The sequence below is a fragment of the Nocardiopsis sp. KDC1DS13DA1 genome, assembly GCF_055632325.1.
The window spans coordinates 21,026-44,324 of the sequence record NZ_JBVMUY010000003.1 but is presented as its reverse complement, the minus strand read 5'-3'; the positions used below and the strand labels follow the sequence as shown (position 1 = coordinate 44,324).

The following is a 23,299-nucleotide window of genomic DNA, read 5'->3' as shown; positions in this document are numbered from 1 at the left end:
AGTGATTCGGGTGGTGCGGCGAGCCCGAGGTCTCAACTTCGCAGCCGGAGACCGAGATGCCCGCGCAGCAGCCACACGACGGACAGGTGGCCGACGGCTCCGACGGCGACGGAGACCGCGAGCGCCGCCGGGACCTGACCCAGGAGGCCCACCACCAGCAGGGGGAGGGCCGCGAACCAGATGAGGGCGCTGCCCGCGGCGACCATCACCGAGTCCCCGAAGGGGTGCAGGACCACCCGTTCCCGCAGCTGCCACAGCGGTAGCACCTTGCGCACCGCCACGGAGGCCACCAGGGCCACCGCGGCGCCCGTCGCTCCCAGCGCCGGTGCCAGGGCCACGCACACCAGGACGTTCGCGGCCAGTGCCAGGACGTTGTTGACCAGGTTGAGCGCGCTCCGTCCGGTCATCGCCAGGATCAGGTCGCCCATCCCCAGCACGGACCCGACCAGCTGTCCCGAACACACCACCACCAGGGCGGTCACCCCGGCCGCGTACCCGCCGCCGAACAGGCCCATGACCTGCGGTGCGAACACCAGGGCGGACAGGTACAGGGGCCAGGTCAGACACACCAGCCACGCCGTTCCCGCCTGGTACAGCGACCGGACACCCCGGTGGTCGCCGGTCGCCAACTGCTCCGCGAACTGCGGCTGGGCGGCGGCCAGTACCGCCTGGTTGCCGAACTGGCCCAGGACCATGACCCGCGTCGCGGCCGTGAACACCGCCGCGCTCGTCAGTCCGCCCAGCAACGCCACGAGCACCACCCCGCCGCGCTGCACGCCCATCTGGGCGACCCCGGCCACCGCGCGGGGCAGGGCGAAGGACCAGAACACGCGCGGCGGGACGCTCCCGTCGCTCCGGAGGCCGTCGAGGGCCTCCGGCGCGGTGTCCGTCGCTCCGGACGCCGCGCCGTCGTCTCCCCCCGGTGCCGGAGCGGCCCGCGTGAGGAGGCGGCCCAGCCAGAACCACGCCAGCACCCCCGCCGGAAGGTAGGGCCCCGCCCACGCCAGTGCCAGCAGCCCCGCCGACCCCGACAGCGCGACCGCGCCCACCAGCGCCAGCTGGGCCAGCGGCCGGCCGACCTTGTCCACCAGGACCGTCGCGGCCATGTCGTGGTGCGCGCGGGTGGCGGCCAGGGCCGAGTCGACCATGACCGCGAACGGTACGAACACGGCCAGCAGCCGCAGGTAGGTCTCGGCGTCCTCGGTGGCCAGGGCCCCGGCCACCGGATCGGCGAACAGCACCATCAGCACGCCGAGCAGCCCGGAGAGGGCCACGGGCGGTCCCAGGGCGACCCGCAGCAGCCGTCGCACGGCCTCCGCCCGGCCGAGCACGCGCAGGCGCGTGATGAAGTAGACCAGCCCGTCCGGGGCGCCCGCGCCCGCCACCGTCGCCGCGATGAGGAACACCGACGTCGCCGAGAACAGCAGCCCGGCCGCCTCCTGGGAGAAGGCCCGGGTGATCGCCACGATCAGCGCCAGGTTGAGCACGGCGCCGACCGCGGCCCCCGCCATGTTGAGCACACCGCCGCGCAGGACGCGGCTCAGTGCGGCGCCCGCGCGGTCCTCGGTGGCGGTCACGCGCACCACGACGGGGTCCGCCCCCACCATTGGGCCAGCCGCGCGTCGCTCTCGGTGAACCGCTCGGTGAGTTCGGCACGCAGCGGTTCGGGCATCGACGAGCGGCGGCGGGCGTTGTGCCGACCGGGCGGTGTGCCCGGCCCCGGGGGGAGGCCGAGGAACCGCTCGATCCCGGCCAGAGCCCGCGCGGTGCCGTCGAACAGGTCCGCGTAGTCCACGACATGGATCCGCTCCCGACCCAGGTACCGCTCCAGCCGCGCCAGCTGCTCGGCGTACCGGCCGCGTGCCAGGTAGGCGTGGTGCTGGTGGGCGAACGAGTAGTACCCGGGCTCCGTGAGCAGCCGTTCCTCCTCGCCGGACAGCCTCCCCTCCTCCAGGTCGACCGCCCGGGCGAACGGCTCGGACTCGAACCCGCGCGCGCTCTCGTGGGCGTGCGCCGAGTAGGCGCGTTCCACGGGGTCGCGCAGGATCACCACGACCAGCACCTCCGGGAGCGTCCGCGCGATCCGCTCCGCCGCCAGGGGGTGGAACAGGTAGTACGGGCTGGACTCCATGACGCGCACGCGCGGCCGACTCCGGCGTTCCCGCAGCGAGGCGCGCAGCGGGAAGCACGACCGGTACCATCCCACCCCCCGGGAGTACCCGACGTCGAAGAAGTGGACCCCCTTGCGCAGCGTGGGCCCGGTCACCGCGGGATGTCGGGTCAGGGACTTGAAGAGCGACGTCGTTCCCGACCGCTGGGCGCCGCAGATGAGTACGTCGGGCAGGGCACGCGCGGTGCTGGTCGCACCGCCCAGCCCGTCCGCCAGGGGCAGGAGCGCCCGCCGGACGGGATCGGACAGGCGGCGCAGAGCGGCGGTCGGCGTGTCCACGTGCATCACGGAGTCCTTCGCTGGTCGTGGCGGATGGGCCCGTTCCCGGCCGGGGCCGGTCGTGGGCGCTGTGGGGCGGGCCGGTGTCAGCCGGTGTGGGCGGCCTCGTGCGTCGCCCTCTCCTGGAGACCCTCCAGGGCGGGGAGCAGCCAGTCGTCCACGGACGCCAGGTGGCCGCCGCTCTCGGCCTGACGGTCGTACAGGTAGCGGGTGGCCAGGTCGATGAGGTACAGGGCCATGACCGTCGACACCGCGTGCGGGCGCAGCCCCGTCTCGGCGACCAGCGGGTCGCGCAGCAGCCGCGAGCCGCTGTCGAGCCACCGGTGCACACCGGGGTGGACGCCCGCCTGGACGCACTCGTTGAGGTCGTAGTGCAGCGCGTCGAACCCGGCTGGCGCGTCCAGGGTCAGCCGCTCCCAGTCCCACACGAAGGCCCGGCGCGCGGTACTGGCGATGTTCCAGCGGGTCAGGTCGCCGTGCCAGGCCCCGAAGGGGAGGGTCACGTCCGGCAGGCGGCGCAGCGCCGCGCGCAGCGGGGCCGCCTCGGGGCGCGTTCCGAGCGCCGCGATCCGCTCCTCCAGGGCGATCCGGTAGGGGCTGTCGGACAGGCGCCGTTCCCGGACACCGGTCAGCCCGACGATCTGGATCACGCACCGCAGCAGCTGGCGGCGGGTGGGCCGGTCGGTCTGGTCGCCGACCGGCAGGGCCTCCTGGACCAGCAGCGGGTGGCCGTTCCACTCGCCCTCGTAGAGCAGGCGCGGGACCGTCACGTCCCGGAGCCGGGCGTCGGTGAGGTGGCGCAGGGCCCGGATCTCGGCGCGCACGAGGCGCGACGTCAGGTCGTTCACCGCGACCTTGGCGTAGCCGATCGTCCGGCCGCCGGGGGTGAGCAGCAGCAGGACGGGCTTGCGGTTCGCCCTGGGCGGGCCCAGGTGGATGGCGATCGCCAGCTTCCGGTCGAGCGCCGAGGTGAGCGCGTGCTCGATGCCGGGTCCCGCGCCCACGTACAGGCGGTCGCGGAGCAGCAGCGGCGCCAGGCCCGTGGCGAACGCTCCGGTGAGCAGGGCGGCGCGGACCCGTTCGGAGAACGAGTGCCCCTGGAAGAAGGAGGCGATGCCCCGGGTGGCGGCCGAGCGGTCGTGGGCGGGCAGGATCACGCGCGGATTGTGCGCGTTGGGGACCGGAAGGTACTGGTTGCCCCGCTCGTGGCGGACGAGCCGCCGCACACCGCCGTCCCCGGGACCGAGCAGGCCGCCGCACGGCCACAGGACCGCGGCCAGGTCGGTCAGGTAGGTCGTCTCGCCGTTCACCGAAGACCCCCTCTGGTGCGCACGGTGGCCCCGGGCGTCGGCCGCGCGCCGCCGCGCCAGAGCAGGGCGACGGCGACGAGGGTGACGGCCAGCGGGGACATCAGCGCGACGTAGAAGAACATGTACCAGAACAGCAGCAGTACGGTCAGCAGGGCGCCCTGACCCGCGGGGGAGGCCGTGGCCCGGTGGCGCCACACCGTCCACGCGGGCAGGGCCAGGAGGAGCGCGGTACCCACCCATCCGTTGGCGACGAGGGTCATCCACAGCTGACCGGCGTTGCCGATGACGTGCTGGCCGCAGCCGGGGCACTCGGCGGTGGGGCCGATGGCGATCGACTCCGAACTGCCCTCCATCTCCCGCGTCGTGCCCCAGCCCACGACCGGCGACAGGTCGGCGGCGGCCACGGACGCGACGTTGCTCGCGGCCCGGCCGTCGTCGCTGTGCGGGTTGTCGGCGCGGGCGCGCACCACGTCGGCCAGCGGAGACACGGCCAGTACGAGCAGTGCGACCGCGACCGCGACCGCGCAGGCGCCCACCAGGGCCACCCGGCCCCGGCGGAGTGCCTGGACGGCGCCGTAGGCCAGCGACAGCACCAGCCCCGCCCACAGCGCCCGGTTGAGGGAGTGGACGACCGGGACCACCGCCGCCGCGGTGGCGGCCAGGGCGGCCCACCGCACGGCTCCCCTCCCGTGGAGGATCCAGCCGACCACGAGCCACACCAGGAGCAGGGAGATCATGTACCCCCAGATGTTGGTGTACTCCCAGGGCGCCTTGGGGCGGGCCGACTCGTAGCCGAAGATGTCCATGACCTGCGCGGACGCCGGGTGCACCAGGGTCTGGACGTAGGGGTCGGAGGCCAGGGCTCCGGGCAGCAGGTACTCCAGCGGGGCGGTGAACTCGAACCGGGGCGCGAGCATGCCCAGGTAGCCGCCCGCGATCGTGGCCAGGCACAGCACGGACAGCGCCCACACGACCGTCCGCGTCGGCAGTTCGCGCTCGGACAGGTTGCCGACGTAGAGCATGAGGACGGTCAGCGCCAGGTAGTTGACCACGCGCAGCGCGGCCCCCGCGTAGCCTCCGCTGCCCGGTACGGTGCCGGGTACCTCCAGCGGGACCATGGCCAGTCCGAACACGGTCCACAGCAGGAACAGCGCCCACATCCAAAAGCCCGAGGGCAGCCGGAGCCCGACCGTCCGGTGGCGGCGGACCAGTTCCGCCGCCATGGGGACGGCGAACAGCCAGTACGCGAACTGGCCCAGGCCCAGCGCCCACCACAGCGGATACCCGGCCAGCAGCCAGACCACCGGCCGACCGGTGGCCGGGGGCGGGCCGACCGGGACACCGGACCCGGGGAGGGGACGCGGGGCGGTGGGTGCCGCCATCAGTTCCGTGCCCCGACGGTGTCGGCGGCCGGGTCCTGCGTACCGGCTCCGGGCCGGTCGGCGGAGTCCTCCGCCGCGGTGGCCGCGCGCGCCGTGTCGGCCCTCTCCGGCGCCGCGCCCTCCGCCCCGCTCCCGGCGTCACCCGCCTGGTGGGAGGCGCCGTCGTCGGCACGGGGCAGGCGGGGCAGCGCCGCCACCCCGGGGACGGGCAGGCCGAAGCGGGCGGCGGCACAGGTCAGCGACGCCAGGTCGGCGCGACGGGTGCGGCCGAGTTCGACGACCGGGAGCAGCAGGTCGGCCGAGGAGGCCAGGGCGTGGACGTCGGCCCGCTCGGTCGCGGACGGGACGGCGATCACCACGTACTCCGCCCCCTCCCGCAGGAGTCCGAGCAGTTCCGGCATGGCGGTTCCCTGGACGGGTGCGGCGGCCCCGGGGCGGCCGTACCGGAGCACGCGCAGGCGGGGCGCGGACGCGGGGCGCACCTCCAGTCGGGCGGGGTCCTCACCGTCCAGGAGCGCCTCGGCCAGTCCCGGCCCCGGGGGTAGGTCCAGCGGGTCGGCGGCGGTGTCGGCGCAAACGAGCAGGGTGTCCGAGCCGGTGCGGGCGAGGGAGGCGGCCAGGTTGGCGGCGGCGGCCGGACCGGAGCGTCCGGGCGCGGTGGCCGCGACGAGCAGGACGCCGGGGGCCGGGACGCGGGCGCGCACCGCGTGGGCGCACTCGTTGACGCGCTGCCCCGCGCGGTCGCCGTCGCCGAACAGGCCGGGCGCCTTCCGGTCCGGTGCGGTCAGGTCCAGCAGGACCGGGACGCCGCCGATCCGCGCGGTGGCCTCGGTGTCGCGCAGGACCGGGTCGAGGCGGTCGCGCGCGTACGCGAGAAGGAGTCCGGCGAGCAGCCCCGCGGCGACGCCGCTGGCGAGCCACACGGGGACCACGGGGGAGGTCGCGCTCTCGGGGAGGTTCGCGGGGGTGATGACCCGGCCGGGTTCGACGGTCTCCCGGAGCGCGGTGAGCGGTCCGGCCCCGCGCCCGAGCTCGGCGATCTCGGCGCGCAGGGAGTCGGCCTGGGCGGAGGAGCCCTCACCCAGTTCGGCCAGCTCGTCGTAGCGGGCCTCCTGCTCGCCGCGCAGGGCGGCCAGGTGGGCGGCGATCAGGTCGCCGACCTCGGACCCGCGCTGTTCGAGGTAGGCCCCGGCGTAGGCGTCCGCGCCCTCCCTCGCCGCCTCGGGGCTCCGCGCCGTGTACGTGATCTCCAGCACGTTGCTGTTGGGCGGTACGGACAGCGACACGCGGTCGCGCAGCTCGTCGCTGTCGGGCGGGGCGGCGTCGGGTCCGGCGAGGGTGGCGGCGGCCGCGGTCGAGACCTGGTCGGACAACACGACCTGCGCCTCGGTGTCGAGGTTGACGTCCCCGGCCAGGCGGCCGGAGCGTTCGCCGGTGAACTCGGCCATGCCGCTGGGGCGGACCTGGACGGCTGTCGTGGACTCGTAGGTGGGGGGGAGCGCGACCACCCCGGCCGTGGCGAGGACCAGTCCTCCGAGCACGCCGACCCCGACCAGCCGCCAGCGGCGGCGCAGCAGGGCCGTGTACTCCTTCAGTTCCGGTCCGGGCGGGCCAGGGGCGTCGGTGTCCATCGGGTCCTCTCCACACGCGCGTGTGCCACACTTTTAGTGAACGATTGCATACTAAGTGTAGTCCCTTTGGGGGTGCGTGTTGCTTGCGGAAACTGCCGTTTCCGGCGGGGAGGTGCCCGGAAGAACCGGTCGGGCGGCGGTTCCGGCGGCAGGGGGCGACGGGGGTCATCCCACCGCCCCCGGGGGCTCGGACGTGGCCTAGCCGGCGAACACCGCCGACGGGGGAAGGCCGGTGGCGGACTCCCATGCCTCGTCGCACGCCGTCTGCGTGGACACCGTGTGCGCGCGGGCCGAGCAGTCGCGGTAGGCCCGCACCTCCTCGTCGTACATCACGAACACCGAGATCACCGCGAGCGACATGACGATGCCGAGCGTTCCCACCACCACGCTCAACAGGGCACCGGGCGCCTGGGTCTGGTTCGCCCGCGCGGACCGGCGCGCGCGGAACCCCTGGACGACTCCGAACAGGGACAGCACGACGCCGTAGGGCTGGAGCAGCAGGCCGGCCATCCCGAGGAAGAGGCCCCACAGGCCCCCTCGCTCGACCTTGGGCGTCTGCCCGTCGGTTCGGGGTTCCGGGCTGTTGTCGGTCACGGGTTCACTCCTTCGACGCGCCCCGATCGGGCGCCGTGGTCCGCGTCCGCACGCGGACCCTCCTCTGTGGCGGTGGTTCCGGGGCAGGTCCGCGAAGCACGGGCGCGGTCCGGTCCCGGGCGCGCTTGGCCCGGTCCCCGTGGGTCCGACGCTACCCGGACCGATAGGGTGGGAACACGGACGGGCCGCCTCGGTCCGGCCGCCACCCGTCATGACCCCAGGGGCACCGCTCCGCCGGGGACGCGCGGGTCACCCCCCAGCGACGCCCCTGGCACGGCCCGGAACGGGCCCGAGGCCCTGCGGGCGCGCGAACCCCGGATGCTGCGCCGTCCCCCGGCGCCCCCGGACATCGGGAGCCCGCTCCCGCACCGCCTTCTACACACTGGGAGAAGCACATTGTCCGCGCGAGTGGTCGTCCTCATATCGGGCACGGGCAGCAACATGGCAGCCCTGGTCGACGCGGCCCAGGATCCCGGGTACGGCGCCGAGATCGTCGCCGTCGGCTCGGACCGGCGGGGGACCCGGGGTATCGAACTGGCCGGGAAGGCCGGGGTGCCCACGTTCGTCGTCCCCTTCCGAGACTACTCCGACCGAGCCGAGTGGGACACGGCCATGGCCGACCGGATCAGCGAGTACGAACCCGACCTGGTGGTCTCCGCCGGGTTCATGCGCATCCTCGGCCCCGCCGTCCTCGGCCGCCACACCGCGGTCAACATCCACCCCGCCCTGCTTCCCTCCTTCCCCGGCGCGCACGCCGTGCGTGACGCGCTCGCCCACGGTGTCCGGATCACCGGCACCACCATCCACTTCCTCGACGAGGGCGTCGACTCCGGGCCGATCATCGACCAGGTGGCGGTGCCCGTCGAGGACGGCGACGACGAGTCCAGCCTCCACGAGCGCATCAAGGGCGTGGAGCGGCGGATGCTGGTCGACACGGTCGGCAGGCTCGCCCGCGAGGGCTGGACGGTCGACGGCAGGCACGTGCGGTTCGGCCGCACCGAGCACAGCGTCGCGGACGCGACCGACACGAAGGAGCAGCGGTGACCCAGCAGGCCATCAGGCGTGCGTTGATCAGCGTGTACGACAAGACCGGTCTGGAGGAGCTGGGGGCCGGCCTGGCCGAGGCCGGGGTGGAGATCGTCTCCACCGGCTCGACCGCCGCGCGGCTGCGCGACGCGGACGTCCCCGTCACCAACGTCGAGGACGTCACCGGCTTCCCGGAGATCATGGAGGGCCGGGTCAAGACCCTGCACCCGAACGTCCACGCGGGTCTCCTCGCCGACCAGACCAACCCGGACCACGTCGCCACCATCGAGGGTCTGGGCATCGCCCCCTTCGACCTGGTCGTGGTCAACCTCTACCCGTTCCAGGAGACCGTCGCCTCGGGCGCCTCCGCGGCCGACTGCGTCGAGAAGATCGACATCGGCGGCCCCGCGATGGTGCGCGCCTCGGCCAAGAACCACGCCAGCGTCGCCGTCGTCGTCGACCCGGCCGGCTACGACGACACCCTCCGGGCCGTGCGCGAGGGCGGGTTCACCCTGGAGCAGCGCAGGCGCCTGGCCGGGCTCGCCTTCCGCCACACCGCCACCTACGACGCGGCCGTCGCCTCCTGGTTCGCGGGCGCCTACGCCCCCGACGAGGAGGGGGCCGAGTCGGGCTGGCCGTCCTACCTGGGCATCGGCTACTCCCGCAAGGACGTGCTGCGCTACGGCGAGAACCCGCACCAGAAGGCGGCCCTGTACACGGTCGAGGGCGTCCCGCCGGTCGGGCTGGCCGGAGCCGAGCAGCTGCACGGCAAGGCCATGTCCTACAACAACTACGTCGACGCCGACGCCGCCCTGCGCGCCGCGCACGACTTCGACGCCCCGTGCGTGGCGATCATCAAGCACGCCAACCCGTGCGGCATCGCGGTCGGCGCGGACAACGCCGAGGCGCACCGCCTGGCGCACGCCTGCGACCCGCTGTCGGCGTTCGGCGGTGTGATCGCCACCAACCGCCCGGTCGGGGCGGAGCTGGCCGGGCAGATCGCCGAGATCTTCACCGAGGTCGTCGTCGCCCCGGGCTTCGCGCCCGAGGCCGCCGAGATCCTCACCAGGAAGAAGAACATCCGCCTCCTGGTCGTGGAGAACCCCGGCTTCGCCACGGGCGTGGAGAACCGCCAGATCAGCGGCGGCCTGCTGGTGCAGTCCCGCGACGCGATCGACGCCCAGGGCGACGACCCCGCGAACTGGACGCTGGCCACCGGCGAGCCGGCCGACGAGGCCACCCTCGCCGACCTCGTCTTCGCCTGGCGGGCCGTGCGCGCGGTCAAGTCCAACGCCATCCTGCTGGCCTCCGGGGGAGCGACCGTGGGCGTGGGCATGGGCCAGGTCAACCGCGTCGACTCCGCCCGGCTCGCGGTCACCCGCGCGGGCGAGCGCGTGAGCGGCTCCGTCGCCGCCAGCGACGCGTTCTTCCCCTTCCCCGACGGCCTGGAGATCCTCACCGGGGCTGGCGTGCGCGCCGTCGTCCAACCGGGCGGGTCCGTCCGCGACGAGGCGGTCATCGCCGCGGCCAAGGAGGCCGGGGTCACCATGTACCTCACCCGCACCCGCCACTTCTTCCACTAGGAGCCGACATGAGCGCGACGATTCTCGACGGCAAGGCCGTCGCGAAGGCCATCCGCGGGGACCTGGCCGAGCGGGTGGCCAAGCTGAGGGCCAAGGGGATCACCCCCGGCCTGGGCACGGTCCTGGTCGGCGACGACCCCGGCAGCCACTCCTACGTCCGGGGCAAGCACCGCGACTGCGCCCAGGTGGGCATCGCGAGCATCCGCCGCGACCTGCCCGCCGACGCCACCCAGGAGGACGTGGAGCGGGCGGTCCGCGAGCTGAACGAGGACCCGGCCTGCACCGGCTACATCGTGCAGCTGCCCCTGCCGAAGGGCCTGGACGAGAACCGGGTGCTGGGCCTCATCGACCCGGCCAAGGACGCCGACGGGCTCCAGCCCTCCAACCTGGGCAAGCTCGTCCTGATGCAGGAGGCCCCGCTGCCGTGCACCCCGCGCGGCATCGTGGAGCTGCTCACCCGCTACGACGTGCCGCTGCGCGGGGCCGAGGTGGTCGTGGTGGGCCGCGGCGTCACCGTGGGCCGTCCGCTCGGCCTGCTGCTGACCCGTCGCTCGGAGAACGCCACCGTCACCCTGTGCCACACGGGCACGCGCGACCTGGCCGAGCACACCCGCCGCGCCGACGTGATCGTCGCCGGCGCCGGCGTCCCCGGGCTGATCGGCAAGGACATGGTCCGTCCGGGCGCTGCCGTGCTCGACGTCGGTGTCTCGCGCACCGAGTCGGGCCTGGTCGGCGACGTCCGGCCGGACGTGGCCGAGGTCGCCGGGTACCTGTCGCCCAACCCCGGCGGCGTGGGCCCGATGACCAGGGCGATGCTGCTGGTGAACGTCGTGGAGGCGGCTGAGCGCCAGGCGGTCTGACGACCCTTCCGGACCGGGGCGGTGGCGCGCCCGCGCCACCGCCCCGGCCCGCGTTCGTGCGGCCGTTGCCGAACGCGGGCCGGGGCGACGCGCAGGCCCACCGCACGTACGCGCCGGAGCGGCCCCGTCCTACGCGCGTCCGCGTACGCGAAAGCCCGATCCGGGCCGACGACGCCGGAGCCCCGTCCGTTCAGGATGGTCCGGTATGAGCACCCCGGTACGCGTCGTGTACGACGCACTCTCCCGACTCTGGACCCGGGGCGGCCGCGTCGACCGGACCGCCCTCCTCGTCGCCGGCGCCCTGTTCGCGAGCGGCCTGCTCCACGTGGCCGTGCTCGTGTGGACGGGCGGCCCGTGGACGGGGCCCCTGTCCCTGCGCAAGCCCGCCACCTTCGGCCTCTCCTTCGGACTGACCCTGGCCACGGTGGTCTGGGCCACGACCCTCGTACGGATCCGCCCGGGACTCCGCGCCTTCCTGCTCTGCCTGTTCACCGCCGCCTGCGTGGTGGAGACCGTCCTGGTGGCCACGCAGGCGTGGCGCGGGGTCCCCTCCCACTTCAACTTCGAGACCCCCGTCGACACGGCCGTGACGGGCACGCTCGCGGCCGGCGGCATCGTGATCATGGCCGCCGTGCTGACGTTCACGGCCGCGGTCCTCTCGCGCGGGGCGACGGCGTCCCCGAGCACGCGGATCGCGGTGCGCTTCGGCTTCCTGGCGCTCCTGCTGTCGATGGCGACCGGAGCGGTGATGATCGCCACCGGCGTGGCGGAGGTCAGGACCGGCGATCCTGAGGTCGCCTACACGACGGCGGGCGCGCTCAAGCCCCTGCACGGAGCCGCGATGCACGCGGTACTGGTCGTGCCGGGGATCGCCTGGCTGCTGTCGCGCTCAAAGACGCAGGAGCGCACCCGCCTGCGGTCGGTGTGGGCGGCGGTCGCCGCGTACACGGTGCTCCTGGCGGCGGCGGGATACGTCTCGTTCGCCGCAGGTCCGGTCCTGGACGCGCCGCCGTTCGTCGTGGCGGCCGCCGCGGGCGCGCTCTCCGGGCTCGCCGCGGTGGGCGCGACGGCTCTGTACCGGCTCCGGGGGACCGGCCGCGCTCAGGACGACGGTGGGGAGGGGGGCGTGCGCAACTCCTCGGCGGCCTCCCGGTAGGCCTCGGCGGCACCGGTGACGTAGGCGAGCACCGCCGCGGCCTGCTCGGGGGAGAATCCGGCGATCACCGCGCCCACCTTCTCCCGGACGGCGGCGAGGGTGCCGTCGAGGTCGGCGGGTTCGTGGCCGGTCGGGCTGACCAGGACGCGGCGGCGGTCGTCGGCGTCGCGTTCGCGGCGGACGTACCCCTGGCGCTCCAGGCGGTCGATCATCCGGGTGGTCGCCCCGGTGGTCAGTCCGGTGCGCTGTGACAGCTCGCCGGGCGAGCACGGGCCGTTCAGGGTGAGCAGGTTGAGCGCCTGGAAGTCGGTGGGGTTGAGGCCGGTCCGCTCCGCGGCGACCTGGTGGTAGAGGACGATCGCCGCGACGTAGCGACGGTAGGCGGCGTGCATCGGCTGGTCGGCGGGCGGTTCTTCCCGGGGCGTTGACATCGGCGGGGATCCCTTGGATAGTATCTGCATTGGTGCAGATACTTTATCAGAGCAGATAACCTTGGAGGTCCGACATGACACGCACTGATGCCAGGGCACGGGACGAACGCGCGCTGACCGAGGCGGTGGAGGAGATGTCGCGGGCCTGGAACGCCGGGGACGCGCGGGCCTACGGCGCCTGCTTCGCCGAGGACGCCACCTACACGACGTGGGTCGGAACCACCTACGTCGGACGGGAGGAGATCACCTCCTCGCACGCGGCCCTGTTCGAGACCTTCCTCAGGGGGTCGCGCATGAGGGCGGAGGTCACCCACACGCGCTTCTTCGGGTCCGACGTGGCCGTGCTCACCACCCGGGGAGACGTCGCCAAGGGGCGCGGGCCCGGCAGGCTCACCAAGGCCCAGACGTTCACGATGGTGCGTCAGGGGCAGCGGTGGCTGGCGGCGTCCTTCCACAACACCAAGCGGCGGCCGCTGATGGAGGCGCTCAGCTTCCGGATGGAACCCCGGACCGCGCCCGTACCGGTGCGGTGAGTCCCTCCCCGTGCCCGCGGCGGGAGGAGCCGGGGTCAGCTGGCCCGGCGGGAGGACCCGCCGGCGGGCATCGGGCGGACCAGCCCCAGCGCCACGACCTCGTTGGCCAGGCGGGTTCGGCGGTTCTGCCCCTCGGGGATGCGGAACTTCTGGTACAGCCGCAGCAGGTGCTGTTTGACCGCGGCCTCGGTGACGACCAGGGCCTCGGCGATGTCGCGGGCCGTGGCGGGGGCGACGAAGGCCTCCTCCGACAGCGCGGGCTGGCACAGGGCGGTGAGCACGTCCAGTTCCCGGCGGGTCAGCTCGGGGGCCGCGCCGCGGCGGAGTTCGATGTCGGGGCTGATCTGTTCACGCGGCAGTCCGCCCACCCGGCAGCGCGCCGTGCCGAAACTCACGACGTCGTCCTCCTCCAGCACCCTGCGCGCGATGGGGCGGCCGTTGACACGGGTGCCGTTGCGGGACAGGCCCAGATCGACGACGTAGACGTAGGGTCCGCGGCGAACGAGTTCGGCGTGCAGCAGTGAGACGCTCGGATCGCCCAGCCGGACGTCGGCGCCCTCGCCGCGTCCGACGGTGGTGACCTCACCGGTGAGCTGACGGATGTCCCCGGTCTCTTCGACCCGGAGGTAGGGACCGTCCACGGTGACTCCTCCCGGGCTGGTGGTGTGGCGCGGCCTGCGGGGGTTCGGGTGACGGTGGGGGAGTGGCGGTCGTCGAGTGGTGGCTGCTCGGTCTGCGCGTTGAGTGGGCTTCATGGGGGTCGGTCCTCGCTCACCGTTGCACTCGTCTCAGGTTGGATTACCCGGGTGGTACGCGTTCTACGCGCTTACTCCGGAGTTAGGCGGATACGGCGCGGAAACACACGCGTCTGACCCCTCCGGGCGCGGGTAACGGTCGTAGGGGCCATCCACGGGCGACGTGGCCGATTCCGTGAGCGCTGGGGCGTCAGCGACACGAATGACCGACCGGGCAGTGCGTCGCCGCATCCCGCGCCCAAGCCGAGAAGGACATCGGGAACCGGGTGCCCGTACGGCAGCGGGCCGGGACGCCCGGGCTCGGGAAGGGGCACACGGCCGATCCGGCGTCGAACCACACCCGGCGGGGGTCCCGGTGGAAAGGCGGGCGTCCGCGGGGCGTTCGGGCGGCCCGGGCCGGGAATCCCCGCACAACCCATGGCGGGAGGGGACCCGACCACGGTTCCCCTTCCTGCGGAGAGGGGAGCAGTCAATACAATGGGCCGCGTCTCGTCCGCTCGGGCTGCGGTATGCCCAGGGCGGACCCCCGTAGTCACCTGGTCGGTGCGGCCCAGTGGCGCCGCATGCCCGTGCGGACACGTCGCAGTGTGCCGTGTGGCCGATCTGTGCCGACTGCGGGACGAGCAGGTGGGCGGGCCGCGCGGCGGCCGCCGCCTTCGGATCGGACGGGTCGGACGCGCTGTGGACAAGGCGGGGCAGGCGGAGTTGGCGGACAGGGAAGAGGGCACCCCGGAGGAGACCCCCGGAGAGGGGGAGCGTGCGCCGGAGGCGCCGTCCGACGGCGGGCGCGACGAGGCGGGCGCGGTCCCGGAGCCCGGGCGGGAGGCCCCGGTCCGCGCGAAGGTGCCGTTCTGGCTGGCCCAGGTGCCCTACTCCCTCGTGCTGGCGACCCTGTCCGCCGGGATCATCGTCGTGGCGGCCGCCCACTTCAAGCGCGGCCCGGCGATCATCGCCGGGGCGCTGCTGCTGGCCGCCGCCTTCCGGCTGGTCCTGCCCAAGGACTGGATCGGCCTGCTGGCCGTCCGTCGGCGCTGGATCGACCTCGCCACGTGTGTCAGCCTCGCCGGACTGCTCATCGTGCTGGCATGGGTGGCGCCGCAACTCTCGGCCTAGCGGTGGAATAAGCTTGATGTCGAGATACCGCGACACCGAACAAGCCACCGCCTCCCCGGTATGCACGGATACCGGGCGGGATCAGGGGATCTGACGAGCGGGCGGGGCGGTCACGGCCACGAGCCGCGGCCGCGCGCGGCCGTGTGAGGCGGTAGCCACAGACTGAAGGGACAGCCACACAGCCATGGCCAAGATCAAGGTCGAGAACCCCGTAGTCGAGCTCGACGGCGACGAGATGACCCGGATCATCTGGTCCTTCATCAAGGACCGCCTGATCCTTCCGTACCTCGACATCGACCTGAAGTACTACGACCTGGGCATCGAGGAGCGCGACCGCACCGACGACCAGGTCACGGTCGACTCCGCCAACGCCATCAAGCAGTACGGCGTCGGTGTCAAGTGCGCCACCATCACCCCGGACGAGGCCCGGGTCGAGGAGTTCGGCCTCAAGAAGATGTGGCGGTCGCCCAACGGCACCATCCGCAACATCCTCGGCGGCGTCGTCTTCCGCGAGCCGATCATCTGCGAGAACGTCCCCCGGCTCGTCCCGGGCTGGACCAAGCCGATCATCATCGGCCGCCACGCCCACGGCGACCAGTACAAGGCCACCGACTTCAAGGTCCCCGGCCCCGGTTCGGTCACCATGACCTACACCCCGGCCGACGGCGGCGAGCCGGTCGAGTTCGAGGTCGCCAACTTCCCCGAGGGCGGCGGCGTCGCCATGGGGATGTACAACTTCCGCAAGTCCATCGAGGACTTCGCGCGCGCCAGCCTGAACTACGGCCTGGACCGCAACTACCCGGTCTACATGTCCACCAAGAACACGATCCTCAAGGCCTACGACGGCATGTTCAAGGACGTGTTCCAGGAGATCTTCGAGGCCGAGTTCAAGGAGAAGTTCGACGCCGCGGGCCTCACCTACGAGCACCGCCTGATCGACGACATGGTCGCCGCCGCGCTCAAGTGGGAGGGCGGCTACGTCTGGGCGTGCAAGAACTACGACGGCGACGTGCAGTCCGACACCGTCGCGCAGGGCTTCGGCTCCCTGGGCCTGATGACCTCGGTCCTGCGCACCGCCGACGGCCGCACGGTCGAGGCCGAGGCCGCGCACGGCACGGTCACCCGCCACTACCGCCAGCACCAGCAGGGCAAGCCCACCTCGACCAACCCGATCGCCTCCATCTTCGCGTGGACCCGCGGTCTGGAGCACCGGGCCAAGCTGGACAACACCCCGAAGCTGACGGAGTTCGCCAACACCCTTGAGGACGTCGTCATCAAGACCGTCGAGGGCGGTCAGATGACCAAGGACCTCGCGCTGCTGGTCGGCGGCGACCAGGAGTGGCTGACCACCGAGCAGTTCCTCGCCGCGCTGGACGAGAACCTGGCCAAGCGTCTGGCCTAGGCTGCACCCGACCCGGTCGGCTGAGACCTCGGTCACGCCCGGGCGCCCTCACGAGGGGTCGCCCGGGCGTCGTCGCGTCCGGGGCCGCGCGCGTGTCCCGATCGCCCCGATCGCGCTCCCCACGGGCGGTTTGGCCACTTCGGCGGGCCCAACTTTCCCGGAGTGTTTTCCGTGTTCGGCGCACATGCGGGGGGTGTGGGTGCGAGGATGGAGGGGTCGCGCAGCAAGGCTGAACGCCGGGTGCGACATAGGCCACGCGAGCAGGATTTACACCTTTCGCGAACTTTGACCTATTGTGGAGTCACGCCGGTGAGAACCGGCAGGCCAGAGTGGGTGTCAGCCCCTCTGAGCCACCACGAACCGACGTGCCGGCCGTGCGCCCGCTGGGGGGTAGGCGCGCACAGTACGGAACGTCACGAAGAAGGGCCCGTCGCCTCGTGCGACGGGCCCTTCGCCTTTCCCGCACGGGTTCGGGGCGCGGGGTACCGGGGTGTTCGTCGTCGCTTTCGCCTGGCTCGTTCCTCGCTGGCGGCTCGGCTCCTCCTGCACACCCCGGTGCGCCCCTCGCTGTGTTCGTGCGGCCTCGCGGGCTCGGCCGGGGGTCAGTCCCGCATGGTGCCCTCCGGGATCGGCTCGCCCGCGCGCATCGCCGCGAACATCTCCTCGGACAGCCCCTCGTCCCAGATCACGACCGATCCGACGCCGTCCAGCGTCGGCGTCTGGCCCACGGGGATCGACGTGGTCTGCGTGCCGCCCCGCATCGCCAGCAGCATCGTGGCCATGTGCCGCATGTGCACGTCCTCGTCCACCACGAACGTGTCCGTGCCCGCCGAGATCAGCGGCAGCGCGCGGAACGGGTTGAACATCGTGGAGGGCGCGGAGGCCTTCTCGACCAGCACCGAGAAGAACTCCCGCTGCCGCTGGATCCGGTCCAGGTCGGCCCGCGGGGTGGCACGGGTGCGCACGTAGCCCAGCGCGGTGGCGCCGTCCATCTCCTGGCAGCCCGCGTCGATGTCCAGACCCGCCTTCGGGTCCTCCATCGGCTCCTCCGGGCACATCTCCACGCCGTCGAGGGCGTCCACCAGGCCCACGAAGCCGCCCATGCCGATCTCGACGTAGTGGTCGATGTGCACGCCCGAGGCGCGCTCGAAGGTCTCCACCAGGGCGCTGGGACCGCCGCAGACCTCCTCGCCCGCGTCGTCGGTGCCGCACAGCGCGTCGGCGAAGGAGGCGTTGATCTTGTTCTCGGCGTAGCCCGGGATGGCCAGCTGGACGTAGGAGTCGCGGGGGACGCTGACGATGGTCGGCTCCCCGTCGTCGGGGACGTACAGCACCATGATGGAGTCGGTCCGGCGCCCCTCGGCGTAGCCGGTGGCCATCTCGTCCATCTGCTCCTCGCTGAGCCCGTCCCGGCTGTCGGAGCCGACGATCATGAACGTCGTCCCCGGCTGCCCGTCCGGCCGACCCTCGTAGTCGGTCAGGGCGTCGATGCGGTTCAGCTGCCCGTCCGCCCAGAGGTAGACGGAGGCCGGGGCCACGACCAGGACGACGACCAGGACCGCCACGACCGTCAGCGCGATGTTCCTGACCCGGTTCTGGCGCCGCTCCCGGGCCCGGCGGGCCCTGCCGGTGCCGTCGTACTCGCGCGCCGCGCTGTGCGTGCGGCCCCGGTTCCGCGAGGTGCGCGGCTTCGGTACCGGGCGCCGCGGCGGCGCCTCCTCAGCGGTCGGGACCCGCCTCGCCCCGCCCAGGGTCCGCTGCTCCGACTCGCGCTCGCGGTAGAGCCGTTCGAACTCGTCCGGCTTGTCGGGGTCGCCCGCGCGCCGGAACACACCCGGACTGTCGTGTTCACCGGTCGAGCCCGAGCCGCTCCGGTTCCGTGGGTCTGCCATCGAATCGCCTTATCCGCTCCGCACTGCACGTCGACTGCGTCTGTCCGTCGTGTGTGTGATCGCGGAAACTGTAGCGGGGTTCACTCCGAAAGCGCCGGGCCGCCCTCGGTCCCGGCGCCGACGGCACCCGACGGCGCGCGGGGCGGTTCAGCGCAGCCGGTGGGCGCCCGCCGCGGGGAGCGCGGCGCGGACGCGGGGAGGGACCCGGCCGCGGTCGGTGAACGCCCGGGTGAGGGCCCGTGCGACCCGCTCCGCCCGCTCCTCGCGCACCAGCGCCACGGCGGTCCCCGCCCAGCCGGTCATCCGCACACCGCGCGCACCGGAGCGGGCGGCGGTCTCCGCGGCGAGTTCGACCTCCTCCGGGGGCAGGCCGAAGCCGCGCAGGGACAGGTGCGAGGCCTCCAGGACGGGACCGACCTCCCCGGCCCGGCCCGCGCGCAGCAACCCGACCGCCGCGTTGAGCCGGTGCGTCTCCGTGGCCTCGAACTCGACCCGCTGGCGCAGCCGCCGGTCGGGCAGCTCCCGCAGGGCGGCACGCAGGTCGCCCACGGAACGGAGGGGCCCCAGGACCTCCTGCGCGGACCGGATCGCGTCGGCGTGCACGGCCTCCGGGTCGCGGCGCGGCAGGGCGCCGGTGTCGACGACCAGCAGCCGCAGCCCCTCCGCGGCCAGGTCGAACGGCAGCACCCTGGTCCGCAGGGTCCGCAGGTTCACCCTGACCACGTGCCCCGGTCGCGCCGCGAGCACCGCGCGCTGGTCCGCGTCGGACCCCTCCGGCGGGGGGCCGCCCGCGAGGTCGGCGAGGGCGAGCGCGACCGCCGCCCGCACAGCCGCCGTGCGCCCCAGGGACGCCCGTTCGGGCAGATCCGACCCCAGGAGCACCCGCACCCCCTGACCGGCTCGGAGAAGGCCGCTCCGGCGGGCCTCGTCGATCACCCCGGCCATCGCCCGTACGGCGCTCTCACGGGCCCTGAGCGGCCCGTCCGGCGTGGCCGCGCGCACGCCGCCGTCGGGGGTCAGGCCGACGGCGGCGGTCACACCCCAGGGCAGGGCGGCGTACAGGGCGGCGCCGCCGCTGGCCGCCGTGTGCTCTCCCATGAGCGCCACCCGTCCCGGGGCGTGCCAGACGCCCTCCGCCGCCGTGCCGTACGCGGCGGCGAAGGCCCCCGCCAGCGCGTCGGCGTCCGGGGCGGCTGTCGGCCAGTCCCCCCAAGGCCCCGCCGGACGCAGCCCCAACACGGCACGCCACCGTGCCCCCGTACCCCCCACCTGACAACCTCTCTCACTCGGTGAACACCCACCCACAAGTCTGCCGTCCGCCGCCGGTCCGGGATCTCGCGTGGCGGGTTTCCCCTTTCCGCCCGTCTGGTTACGGTTGCGGTCCACCACGGGAGCGAAGGGGAACCATGCCAGCAGTGCTGGACCGGGCCCGGGACACGGCCCGCCACTACCGGAACCTGGCGATGGACGCCTACTGGGGGCTCCGCCGCAGGAGGCCGGGCGTCGACCACCTGGTCCGCGCCTACGAGCGCTACGCCGACCGCAACGGCGGCCTCCTGGCCGGCGCGGTGACGTACTTCACCTTCCTGTCCTTCTTCCCGCTGATCGCGCTCGCCTTCGCGGCGCTCGGTTTCGTCGTCGCGGCGGGCGGTCCGGAGCTGAGCTCCTACCTGGAGCGGGCCCTGGACGAGGCCCTGCCGGGCCTGTCCGAACAGCTGCCCATGGAGCAGGTCGCCCGCGCGCGCGTGGGCGCGGGGCTCATCGGTGTGCTCGGCCTGCTCTACGCCGGGTTGAACGCGGTCTCGGAGCTGCGCCAGGCGCTGCACTCGATCTGGCTCAAGAGCGTCAAGGACGGGCCGGGGTACCTCGTGCGCAAGGGCGGCGACCTGCTCGTCATGGTCGGCCTGGGGGCGGCCCTGCTGTTCACGGTCGCCTTCACCAGCGTCGCGCAGGCCGCCACGACCTGGTTGTTGTCGTTGGTGGGCCTGGACGGCTCCGTACCGGCCAACCTCACCCTGCGCGCGCTCGCCGTGGTCATCGCGGTGGGCGCCAACTCGCTCATCTTCGTGCTGGTCTTCTCCCTGCTCTCCGGGAGCGGGCGGCCCACCCGGGCGATGTGGCGCGGCGCGGTGATCGGCGCGGTCGGCTTCGAGGTCCTCAAGGCCGCCGCCGCGGTCCTGCTCGCCGGAACCCTGAGCAACCCCGTGTACGCCTCCTTCGCCGTCCTGGTGGGGCTGCTCGTGTGGATCAACCTGGTGATGCGCCTGGTGATGTTCAGCGCGGCGTGGACGGCGACGTGGCTGCCGATGCCGCCCCCCTACACCGGGACCCTGCCGCTGCCCGAGCAGAACGGGCTCCACTGGGCCCGGCGGGCCCCCGCCCCGCGGGAGTCCCCGACGGCCGCCCGGAGGCGGCGCGCCGCCCAGCGGGCGGTGGCCGCCGCGTTGTCACTGGTCGGCGCCGGAGGTGCGGCCGCGGCGGCGGTGTGGGCGCTGCGGAGTCGCGATTCCGGCGGGGAATGAACCTCCTTGACGCACGAGGAAATTACCTCACTCTCCGTTCTCCTCCCGTATGCGCGAGGTGTCGGCAGGGTAGTCCTCCTCTGTCCCGGTTGACCGTTTCACCGGGGCGCACCGACCGCCGACCATGAGACCGTCGGCGACCACCCCCCTCGGAGGGCAGATGGGAATCGCATTCAAGTCGTCCGAACGCGCGACGCTCGGCGTGGAGTGGGAACTCCAGCTCGTCGACCGCGGCACCCGACACCTGAGGCAGGAGGCGCAGGAACTCCTTTCCGAACTCCCGGACCTCAGCGCGGGCGCGGACGTCCCCCCGCTCCGGCACGAACTGATGCAGTCGCAGGTGGAGGTCGTGACCGGCATCTGCGAGACGGTCGAGGACGCCAAACGCGACCTCGCCCGCAACATCGACCGGATGCGGGAGGTTCTCGAACCGCGCGGAGCCACCCTGGCCTGCTCGGGAACCCACCCGATCGACGACTGGCGGGACCAGTCGCTCAGCCCCGGGGAGCGCTACGGGGAGCTGGTCGAGCAGATGCAGTGGCTCGCCCGGCGCATCCTCACCTGCGGGGTCCACGTCCACGTGGGGGTGCGCAGCCCGGAGAAGGCCATTCCCATGGTGAACGCCCTTGCGAAGTTCCTCCCGCATTTTCTTGCTTTGAGTGCTTCCAGCCCATTTTGGAGTGGGCACGACACGGGTCTGGCGTCCGCCCGTTCCGTTGTCTTCGGCGCCCTTCCCACCTCCGGGCCGCCGCCGAACCTGTCCGGCTGGTCGGCTTTCGAGGAATACCTCGAAACGCTTCTGAGGGCGGGTACCATCGCCTCTATCAAGGAAGTGTGGTGGGACATCCGGCCGCACCCGGATTTCGGCACCATCGAGATCCGGATGTTCGACGGGATTCCCACCCTGCGCGAGGTGGGAATGGCCGCCGCGCTCTGCCAGAGCCTGGTCGAGCTGTTCGACCACCAGCTCGACCGGGGGTACGGGCTGCCCAATCCGCCGTCCTGGCTGGTGAGCGACAACAAGTGGCGGGCCACCCGCTACGGACTCGACGCTCGTGTGATCACGGACGGGCACGGAACCACGGTGCCCATCCGGGACGACCTGTACGAGCTGGTCCGCGAGCTGCGACCGGTCGCGGCCCGCCTGGGCTGCGCCGAGGACCTGGACCTGGTCTCCGAGATCCTGGACAAGGGTGCCTCCTACGAACGGCAGCGCGCGGTCGTCGCCGAGGGCGGATCGCTCGACGACGTCGTGGACATGCTCGCCGCCGAGCTCCGGGGCGGCCCCACCCGCGCAGAGGTCAGTGTCGGCGACGGAGCCGGTGCGCGCTGATACGCGAAGAAGAGGGGACCCTCGCATGCAGGGACGTGACCTGCCGGAACAGTTGACCGCTTTTCTGGCGCGCCATGAGCGGGAGTTCACCGGCTTCCGCCGGGACCTGCACATGCACCCCGAGCTCGCCTTCGCCGAGCACCGCACGACGGGGCGGATCGCCGAGCGGCTGCGCGAGGTGGGCCTGAGCCCGCGCGTCCTCTCCCAGGGCACCGGCCTGGTGTGCGACATCGGTTCGGGCCCGGGCCCCCTGGTCGCGCTGAGGGCCGACATCGACGCTCTGCCGATCACCGACGAGAAGTCGGGGGTTCCCTACCGCTCCACCGTTCCGGGCGCCGCCCACGCCTGCGGACACGACGTACACACCACGGTCCTGCTGGCGTCGGCGGTCTTCCTCGCCCAGCAGGACCGCGCGGGTGCCCTCCCGGGCCGGGTCAGGCTGATCTTCCAACCCGCCGAGGAACTGCCCGGCGGCGCGGTCGAGGTGGTCAACGACGGCGCGATGAAGGGTGTGGACCGGATCTTCGCCCTGCACTGCGACCCCCGGCTGATGGTGGGCCGGGTCGGGCTGCGCGTGGGCGGCATCACCGCCGCCTGCGACCAGATCATGGTGCGGCTGTCGGGGCCGGGCGGCCACACGGCGCGCCCGCACCTGACCTCCGACCTCGTCTACGCCATGGGCAAGGTGGTCACCGAACTGCCCGCCGCGCTGTCCCGGCTCGTCGACCCGCGCGCCGGTTTCAGCCTGGTCTGGGGGCGGATCAGCGCGGGGGCGGCGCCCAACGTCATCCCCGACGACGCCGTCGCCGAGGGCACCGTGCGCTGCCTGGACGACGAGGCCTGGCACGCGGCGCCGGACGTGGTCAAGGGCCTGGTCGAGTCGGTGGCCTCCGTCTACGGCGCCGAGGCCGAGGTCACCTACCGCCGTGGGGTCCCGCCCACCATCAACGAGGCCGAGAGCGTGGAGATCATGCGCGAGGCGGTCGGCCTGGCGCTCGGCCCGGAGGCGGTGTCCAGCACCCCGCAGAGCCTGGGCGGGGAGGACTTCGCCTGGTACCTGGAGCACGTGCCCGGCGCGCTGGCGCGCCTGGGCACCCACTCGCCGGACTGGGACGGCCCCATGCTGGACCTGCACCGGGGGACCTTCGACGTCGACGAGCGCGCCATCAGCGCGGGGACCCGCTTCATGGTCACCACGGCGATGACCGCGCTGTGGAACGCCGCCCGGGCCGGGGAGCGGGTGGACGACGAGGCCCTCGCCTGAGCGGTGTTCTCCCGCTCCTCCGCCGCGTTCGGGACCCCGGGGCGGATCTGCCGGATTCTCGGA

Annotated in this window: 20 protein-coding genes; 10 read left to right on the top strand and 10 right to left on the bottom strand. The window is 73.3% G+C overall.

Translation table 11 applies throughout. The features are described 5' to 3' along the window. Positions 1-32: 32 nt before the first annotated feature. From ACTVAJ_RS01180 to ACTVAJ_RS01155, 6 genes are all read right to left on the bottom strand, one after another. Positions 33-1,607: a lipopolysaccharide biosynthesis protein gene (locus tag ACTVAJ_RS01180; RefSeq protein WP_470386115.1), complete on the bottom strand. Its 1,575-nt coding sequence runs from the start codon at positions 1,605-1,607 to the stop codon at positions 33-35. Continuing rightward, positions 1,574-2,455: a sulfotransferase domain-containing protein gene (locus ACTVAJ_RS01175; protein ID WP_470386114.1), complete on the bottom strand. Its 882-nt coding sequence runs from the start codon at positions 2,453-2,455 to the stop codon at positions 1,574-1,576. The genes ACTVAJ_RS01180 and ACTVAJ_RS01175 overlap by 34 nt, the downstream gene beginning before the upstream one ends. 80 nt (positions 2,456-2,535) lie before the next feature. After that, positions 2,536-3,759: a phosphotransferase gene (locus ACTVAJ_RS01170; RefSeq protein WP_470386113.1), complete on the bottom strand. Its 1,224-nt coding sequence runs from the start codon at positions 3,757-3,759 to the stop codon at positions 2,536-2,538. Next, a complete protein-coding gene (locus ACTVAJ_RS01165) occupies positions 3,756-5,141 on the bottom strand; it encodes a ligase (protein ID WP_470386112.1) in 1,386 nt (461 codons plus the stop codon). The genes ACTVAJ_RS01170 and ACTVAJ_RS01165 overlap by 4 nt, the downstream gene beginning before the upstream one ends. Further along, positions 5,141-6,772 carry a Wzz/FepE/Etk N-terminal domain-containing protein gene (locus ACTVAJ_RS01160; RefSeq protein ID WP_470386111.1) on the bottom strand — a complete coding sequence of 544 codons (1,632 nt, stop codon included), beginning with the start codon at positions 6,770-6,772 and terminating at the stop codon, positions 5,141-5,143. Before ACTVAJ_RS01160 ends, ACTVAJ_RS01165 begins: the two co-directional genes overlap by 1 nt. A 198-nt stretch (positions 6,773-6,970) precedes the next feature. Continuing rightward, positions 6,971-7,366, bottom strand: a complete 396-nt coding sequence (locus tag ACTVAJ_RS01155; protein WP_470386110.1) for a DUF4190 domain-containing protein — start codon at positions 7,364-7,366, stop codon at positions 6,971-6,973. Between the two features lie 408 nt (positions 7,367-7,774). Here ACTVAJ_RS01155 and purN point away from each other — a divergent pair, with 408 nt between their 5' ends. The 4 genes from purN (at position 7,775) to ACTVAJ_RS01135 (ending at position 11,991) form a co-directional block, all read left to right on the top strand. Continuing rightward, on the top strand, positions 7,775-8,410 hold the full coding sequence (gene purN / locus ACTVAJ_RS01150) for a phosphoribosylglycinamide formyltransferase (RefSeq protein WP_470386109.1): 636 nt from the start codon (positions 7,775-7,777) through the stop codon (positions 8,408-8,410). After that, positions 8,407-9,975: a bifunctional phosphoribosylaminoimidazolecarboxamide formyltransferase/IMP cyclohydrolase gene (gene purH, locus ACTVAJ_RS01145; RefSeq protein ID WP_470386108.1), complete on the top strand. Its 1,569-nt coding sequence runs from the start codon at positions 8,407-8,409 to the stop codon at positions 9,973-9,975. Before purN ends, purH begins: the two co-directional genes overlap by 4 nt. A gap of 8 nt (positions 9,976-9,983) precedes the next feature. Further along, positions 9,984-10,835: a bifunctional methylenetetrahydrofolate dehydrogenase/methenyltetrahydrofolate cyclohydrolase gene (locus tag ACTVAJ_RS01140; RefSeq protein ID WP_470386107.1), complete on the top strand. Its 852-nt coding sequence runs from the start codon at positions 9,984-9,986 to the stop codon at positions 10,833-10,835. Between the two features lie 205 nt (positions 10,836-11,040). Continuing rightward, positions 11,041-11,991: a hypothetical protein gene (locus tag ACTVAJ_RS01135; RefSeq protein ID WP_470386106.1), complete on the top strand. Its 951-nt coding sequence runs from the start codon at positions 11,041-11,043 to the stop codon at positions 11,989-11,991. On the opposite strand, the gene ACTVAJ_RS01130 is transcribed toward ACTVAJ_RS01135, so the two are convergent. Then, a complete protein-coding gene (locus ACTVAJ_RS01130; protein WP_470386105.1) occupies positions 11,937-12,422 on the bottom strand; it encodes a MarR family winged helix-turn-helix transcriptional regulator in 486 nt (161 codons plus the stop codon). The two genes, ACTVAJ_RS01135 and ACTVAJ_RS01130, sit on opposite strands and share 55 nt — an antisense overlap. A 74-nt stretch (positions 12,423-12,496) precedes the next feature. Between ACTVAJ_RS01130 and ACTVAJ_RS01125 the strand changes: the two genes are divergently transcribed. Next, positions 12,497-12,955 (top strand): SgcJ/EcaC family oxidoreductase, encoded by a 459-nt coding sequence (locus tag ACTVAJ_RS01125; RefSeq protein ID WP_470386104.1) that lies wholly within the window; start codon positions 12,497-12,499, stop codon positions 12,953-12,955. A 35-nt stretch (positions 12,956-12,990) separates the two neighbouring features. Here the strand turns inward: ACTVAJ_RS01125 and ACTVAJ_RS01120 are convergent, their stop codons facing one another. Continuing rightward, entirely contained in the window at positions 12,991-13,596 is a 606-nt protein-coding gene (locus ACTVAJ_RS01120; RefSeq protein ID WP_470386103.1) for an FHA domain-containing protein, read from the bottom strand. A 795-nt stretch (positions 13,597-14,391) separates the two neighbouring features. Between ACTVAJ_RS01120 and ACTVAJ_RS01115 the strand changes: the two genes are divergently transcribed. Continuing rightward, on the top strand, positions 14,392-14,823 hold the full coding sequence (locus tag ACTVAJ_RS01115) for a DUF3017 domain-containing protein (RefSeq protein WP_470386239.1): 432 nt from the start codon (positions 14,392-14,394) through the stop codon (positions 14,821-14,823). Positions 14,824-15,007: 184 nt separating this feature from the next. After that, complete coding sequence (locus tag ACTVAJ_RS01110; protein WP_470386102.1) at positions 15,008-16,225, top strand: NADP-dependent isocitrate dehydrogenase; 1,218 nt, start codon at positions 15,008-15,010, stop codon at positions 16,223-16,225. A 602-nt stretch (positions 16,226-16,827) separates the two neighbouring features. Here the strand turns inward: ACTVAJ_RS01110 and ACTVAJ_RS01105 are convergent. Continuing rightward, positions 16,828-18,117, bottom strand: a complete 1,290-nt coding sequence (locus tag ACTVAJ_RS01105; protein WP_470386101.1) for an LCP family protein — start codon at positions 18,115-18,117, stop codon at positions 16,828-16,830. Between the two features lie 147 nt (positions 18,118-18,264). After that, positions 18,265-19,386 (bottom strand): galactokinase family protein, encoded by a 1,122-nt coding sequence (locus ACTVAJ_RS01100; protein ID WP_470386100.1) that lies wholly within the window; start codon positions 19,384-19,386, stop codon positions 18,265-18,267. A gap of 137 nt (positions 19,387-19,523) precedes the next feature. Here ACTVAJ_RS01100 and ACTVAJ_RS01095 point away from each other — a divergent pair, with 137 nt between their 5' ends. From ACTVAJ_RS01095 to ACTVAJ_RS01085, 3 genes are all read left to right on the top strand, one after another. Next, complete coding sequence (locus ACTVAJ_RS01095; RefSeq protein WP_470386099.1) at positions 19,524-20,639, top strand: YihY/virulence factor BrkB family protein; 1,116 nt, start codon at positions 19,524-19,526, stop codon at positions 20,637-20,639. 160 nt (positions 20,640-20,799) lie between these two features. Continuing rightward, positions 20,800-21,972 carry a glutamate--cysteine ligase gene (locus tag ACTVAJ_RS01090; protein WP_470386098.1) on the top strand — a complete coding sequence of 391 codons (1,173 nt, stop codon included), beginning with the start codon at positions 20,800-20,802 and terminating at the stop codon, positions 21,970-21,972. 25 nt (positions 21,973-21,997) lie between these two features. Next, positions 21,998-23,236, top strand: coding sequence for an amidohydrolase (locus tag ACTVAJ_RS01085; protein WP_470386097.1), 1,239 nt, complete (start codon positions 21,998-22,000; stop codon positions 23,234-23,236). The last annotated feature ends 63 nt before the right edge of the window (positions 23,237-23,299 follow it).

Bases quoted from the DNA above. Each gene is read 5' to 3' on its own strand.
- ACTVAJ_RS01180 (WP_470386115.1), bottom strand. From the start codon at position 1,607: ATGGTGGGGGCGGACCCCGTCGTGGTGCGCGTGACCGCCACCGAGGAC.
- ACTVAJ_RS01175 (WP_470386114.1), bottom strand. From the start codon at position 2,455: ATGCACGTGGACACGCCGACCGCCGCTCTGCGCCGCCTGTCCGATCCC.
- ACTVAJ_RS01165 (WP_470386112.1), bottom strand. From the start codon at position 5,141: ATGGCGGCACCCACCGCCCCGCGTCCCCTCCCCGGGTCCGGTGTCCCG.
- ACTVAJ_RS01160 (WP_470386111.1), bottom strand. From the start codon at position 6,772: ATGGACACCGACGCCCCTGGCCCGCCCGGACCGGAACTGAAGGAGTAC.
- ACTVAJ_RS01140 (WP_470386107.1), top strand. From the start codon at position 9,984: ATGAGCGCGACGATTCTCGACGGCAAGGCCGTCGCGAAGGCCATCCGC.
- ACTVAJ_RS01135 (WP_470386106.1), top strand. From the start codon at position 11,041: ATGAGCACCCCGGTACGCGTCGTGTACGACGCACTCTCCCGACTCTGG.
- ACTVAJ_RS01130 (WP_470386105.1), bottom strand. From the start codon at position 12,422: ATGTCAACGCCCCGGGAAGAACCGCCCGCCGACCAGCCGATGCACGCC.
- ACTVAJ_RS01125 (WP_470386104.1), top strand. From the start codon at position 12,497: ATGACACGCACTGATGCCAGGGCACGGGACGAACGCGCGCTGACCGAG.
- ACTVAJ_RS01110 (WP_470386102.1), top strand. From the start codon at position 15,008: ATGGCCAAGATCAAGGTCGAGAACCCCGTAGTCGAGCTCGACGGCGAC.
- ACTVAJ_RS01105 (WP_470386101.1), bottom strand. From the start codon at position 18,117: ATGGCAGACCCACGGAACCGGAGCGGCTCGGGCTCGACCGGTGAACAC.
- ACTVAJ_RS01095 (WP_470386099.1), top strand. From the start codon at position 19,524: ATGCCAGCAGTGCTGGACCGGGCCCGGGACACGGCCCGCCACTACCGG.
- ACTVAJ_RS01090 (WP_470386098.1), top strand. From the start codon at position 20,800: ATGGGAATCGCATTCAAGTCGTCCGAACGCGCGACGCTCGGCGTGGAG.
- ACTVAJ_RS01085 (WP_470386097.1), top strand. From the start codon at position 21,998: ATGCAGGGACGTGACCTGCCGGAACAGTTGACCGCTTTTCTGGCGCGC.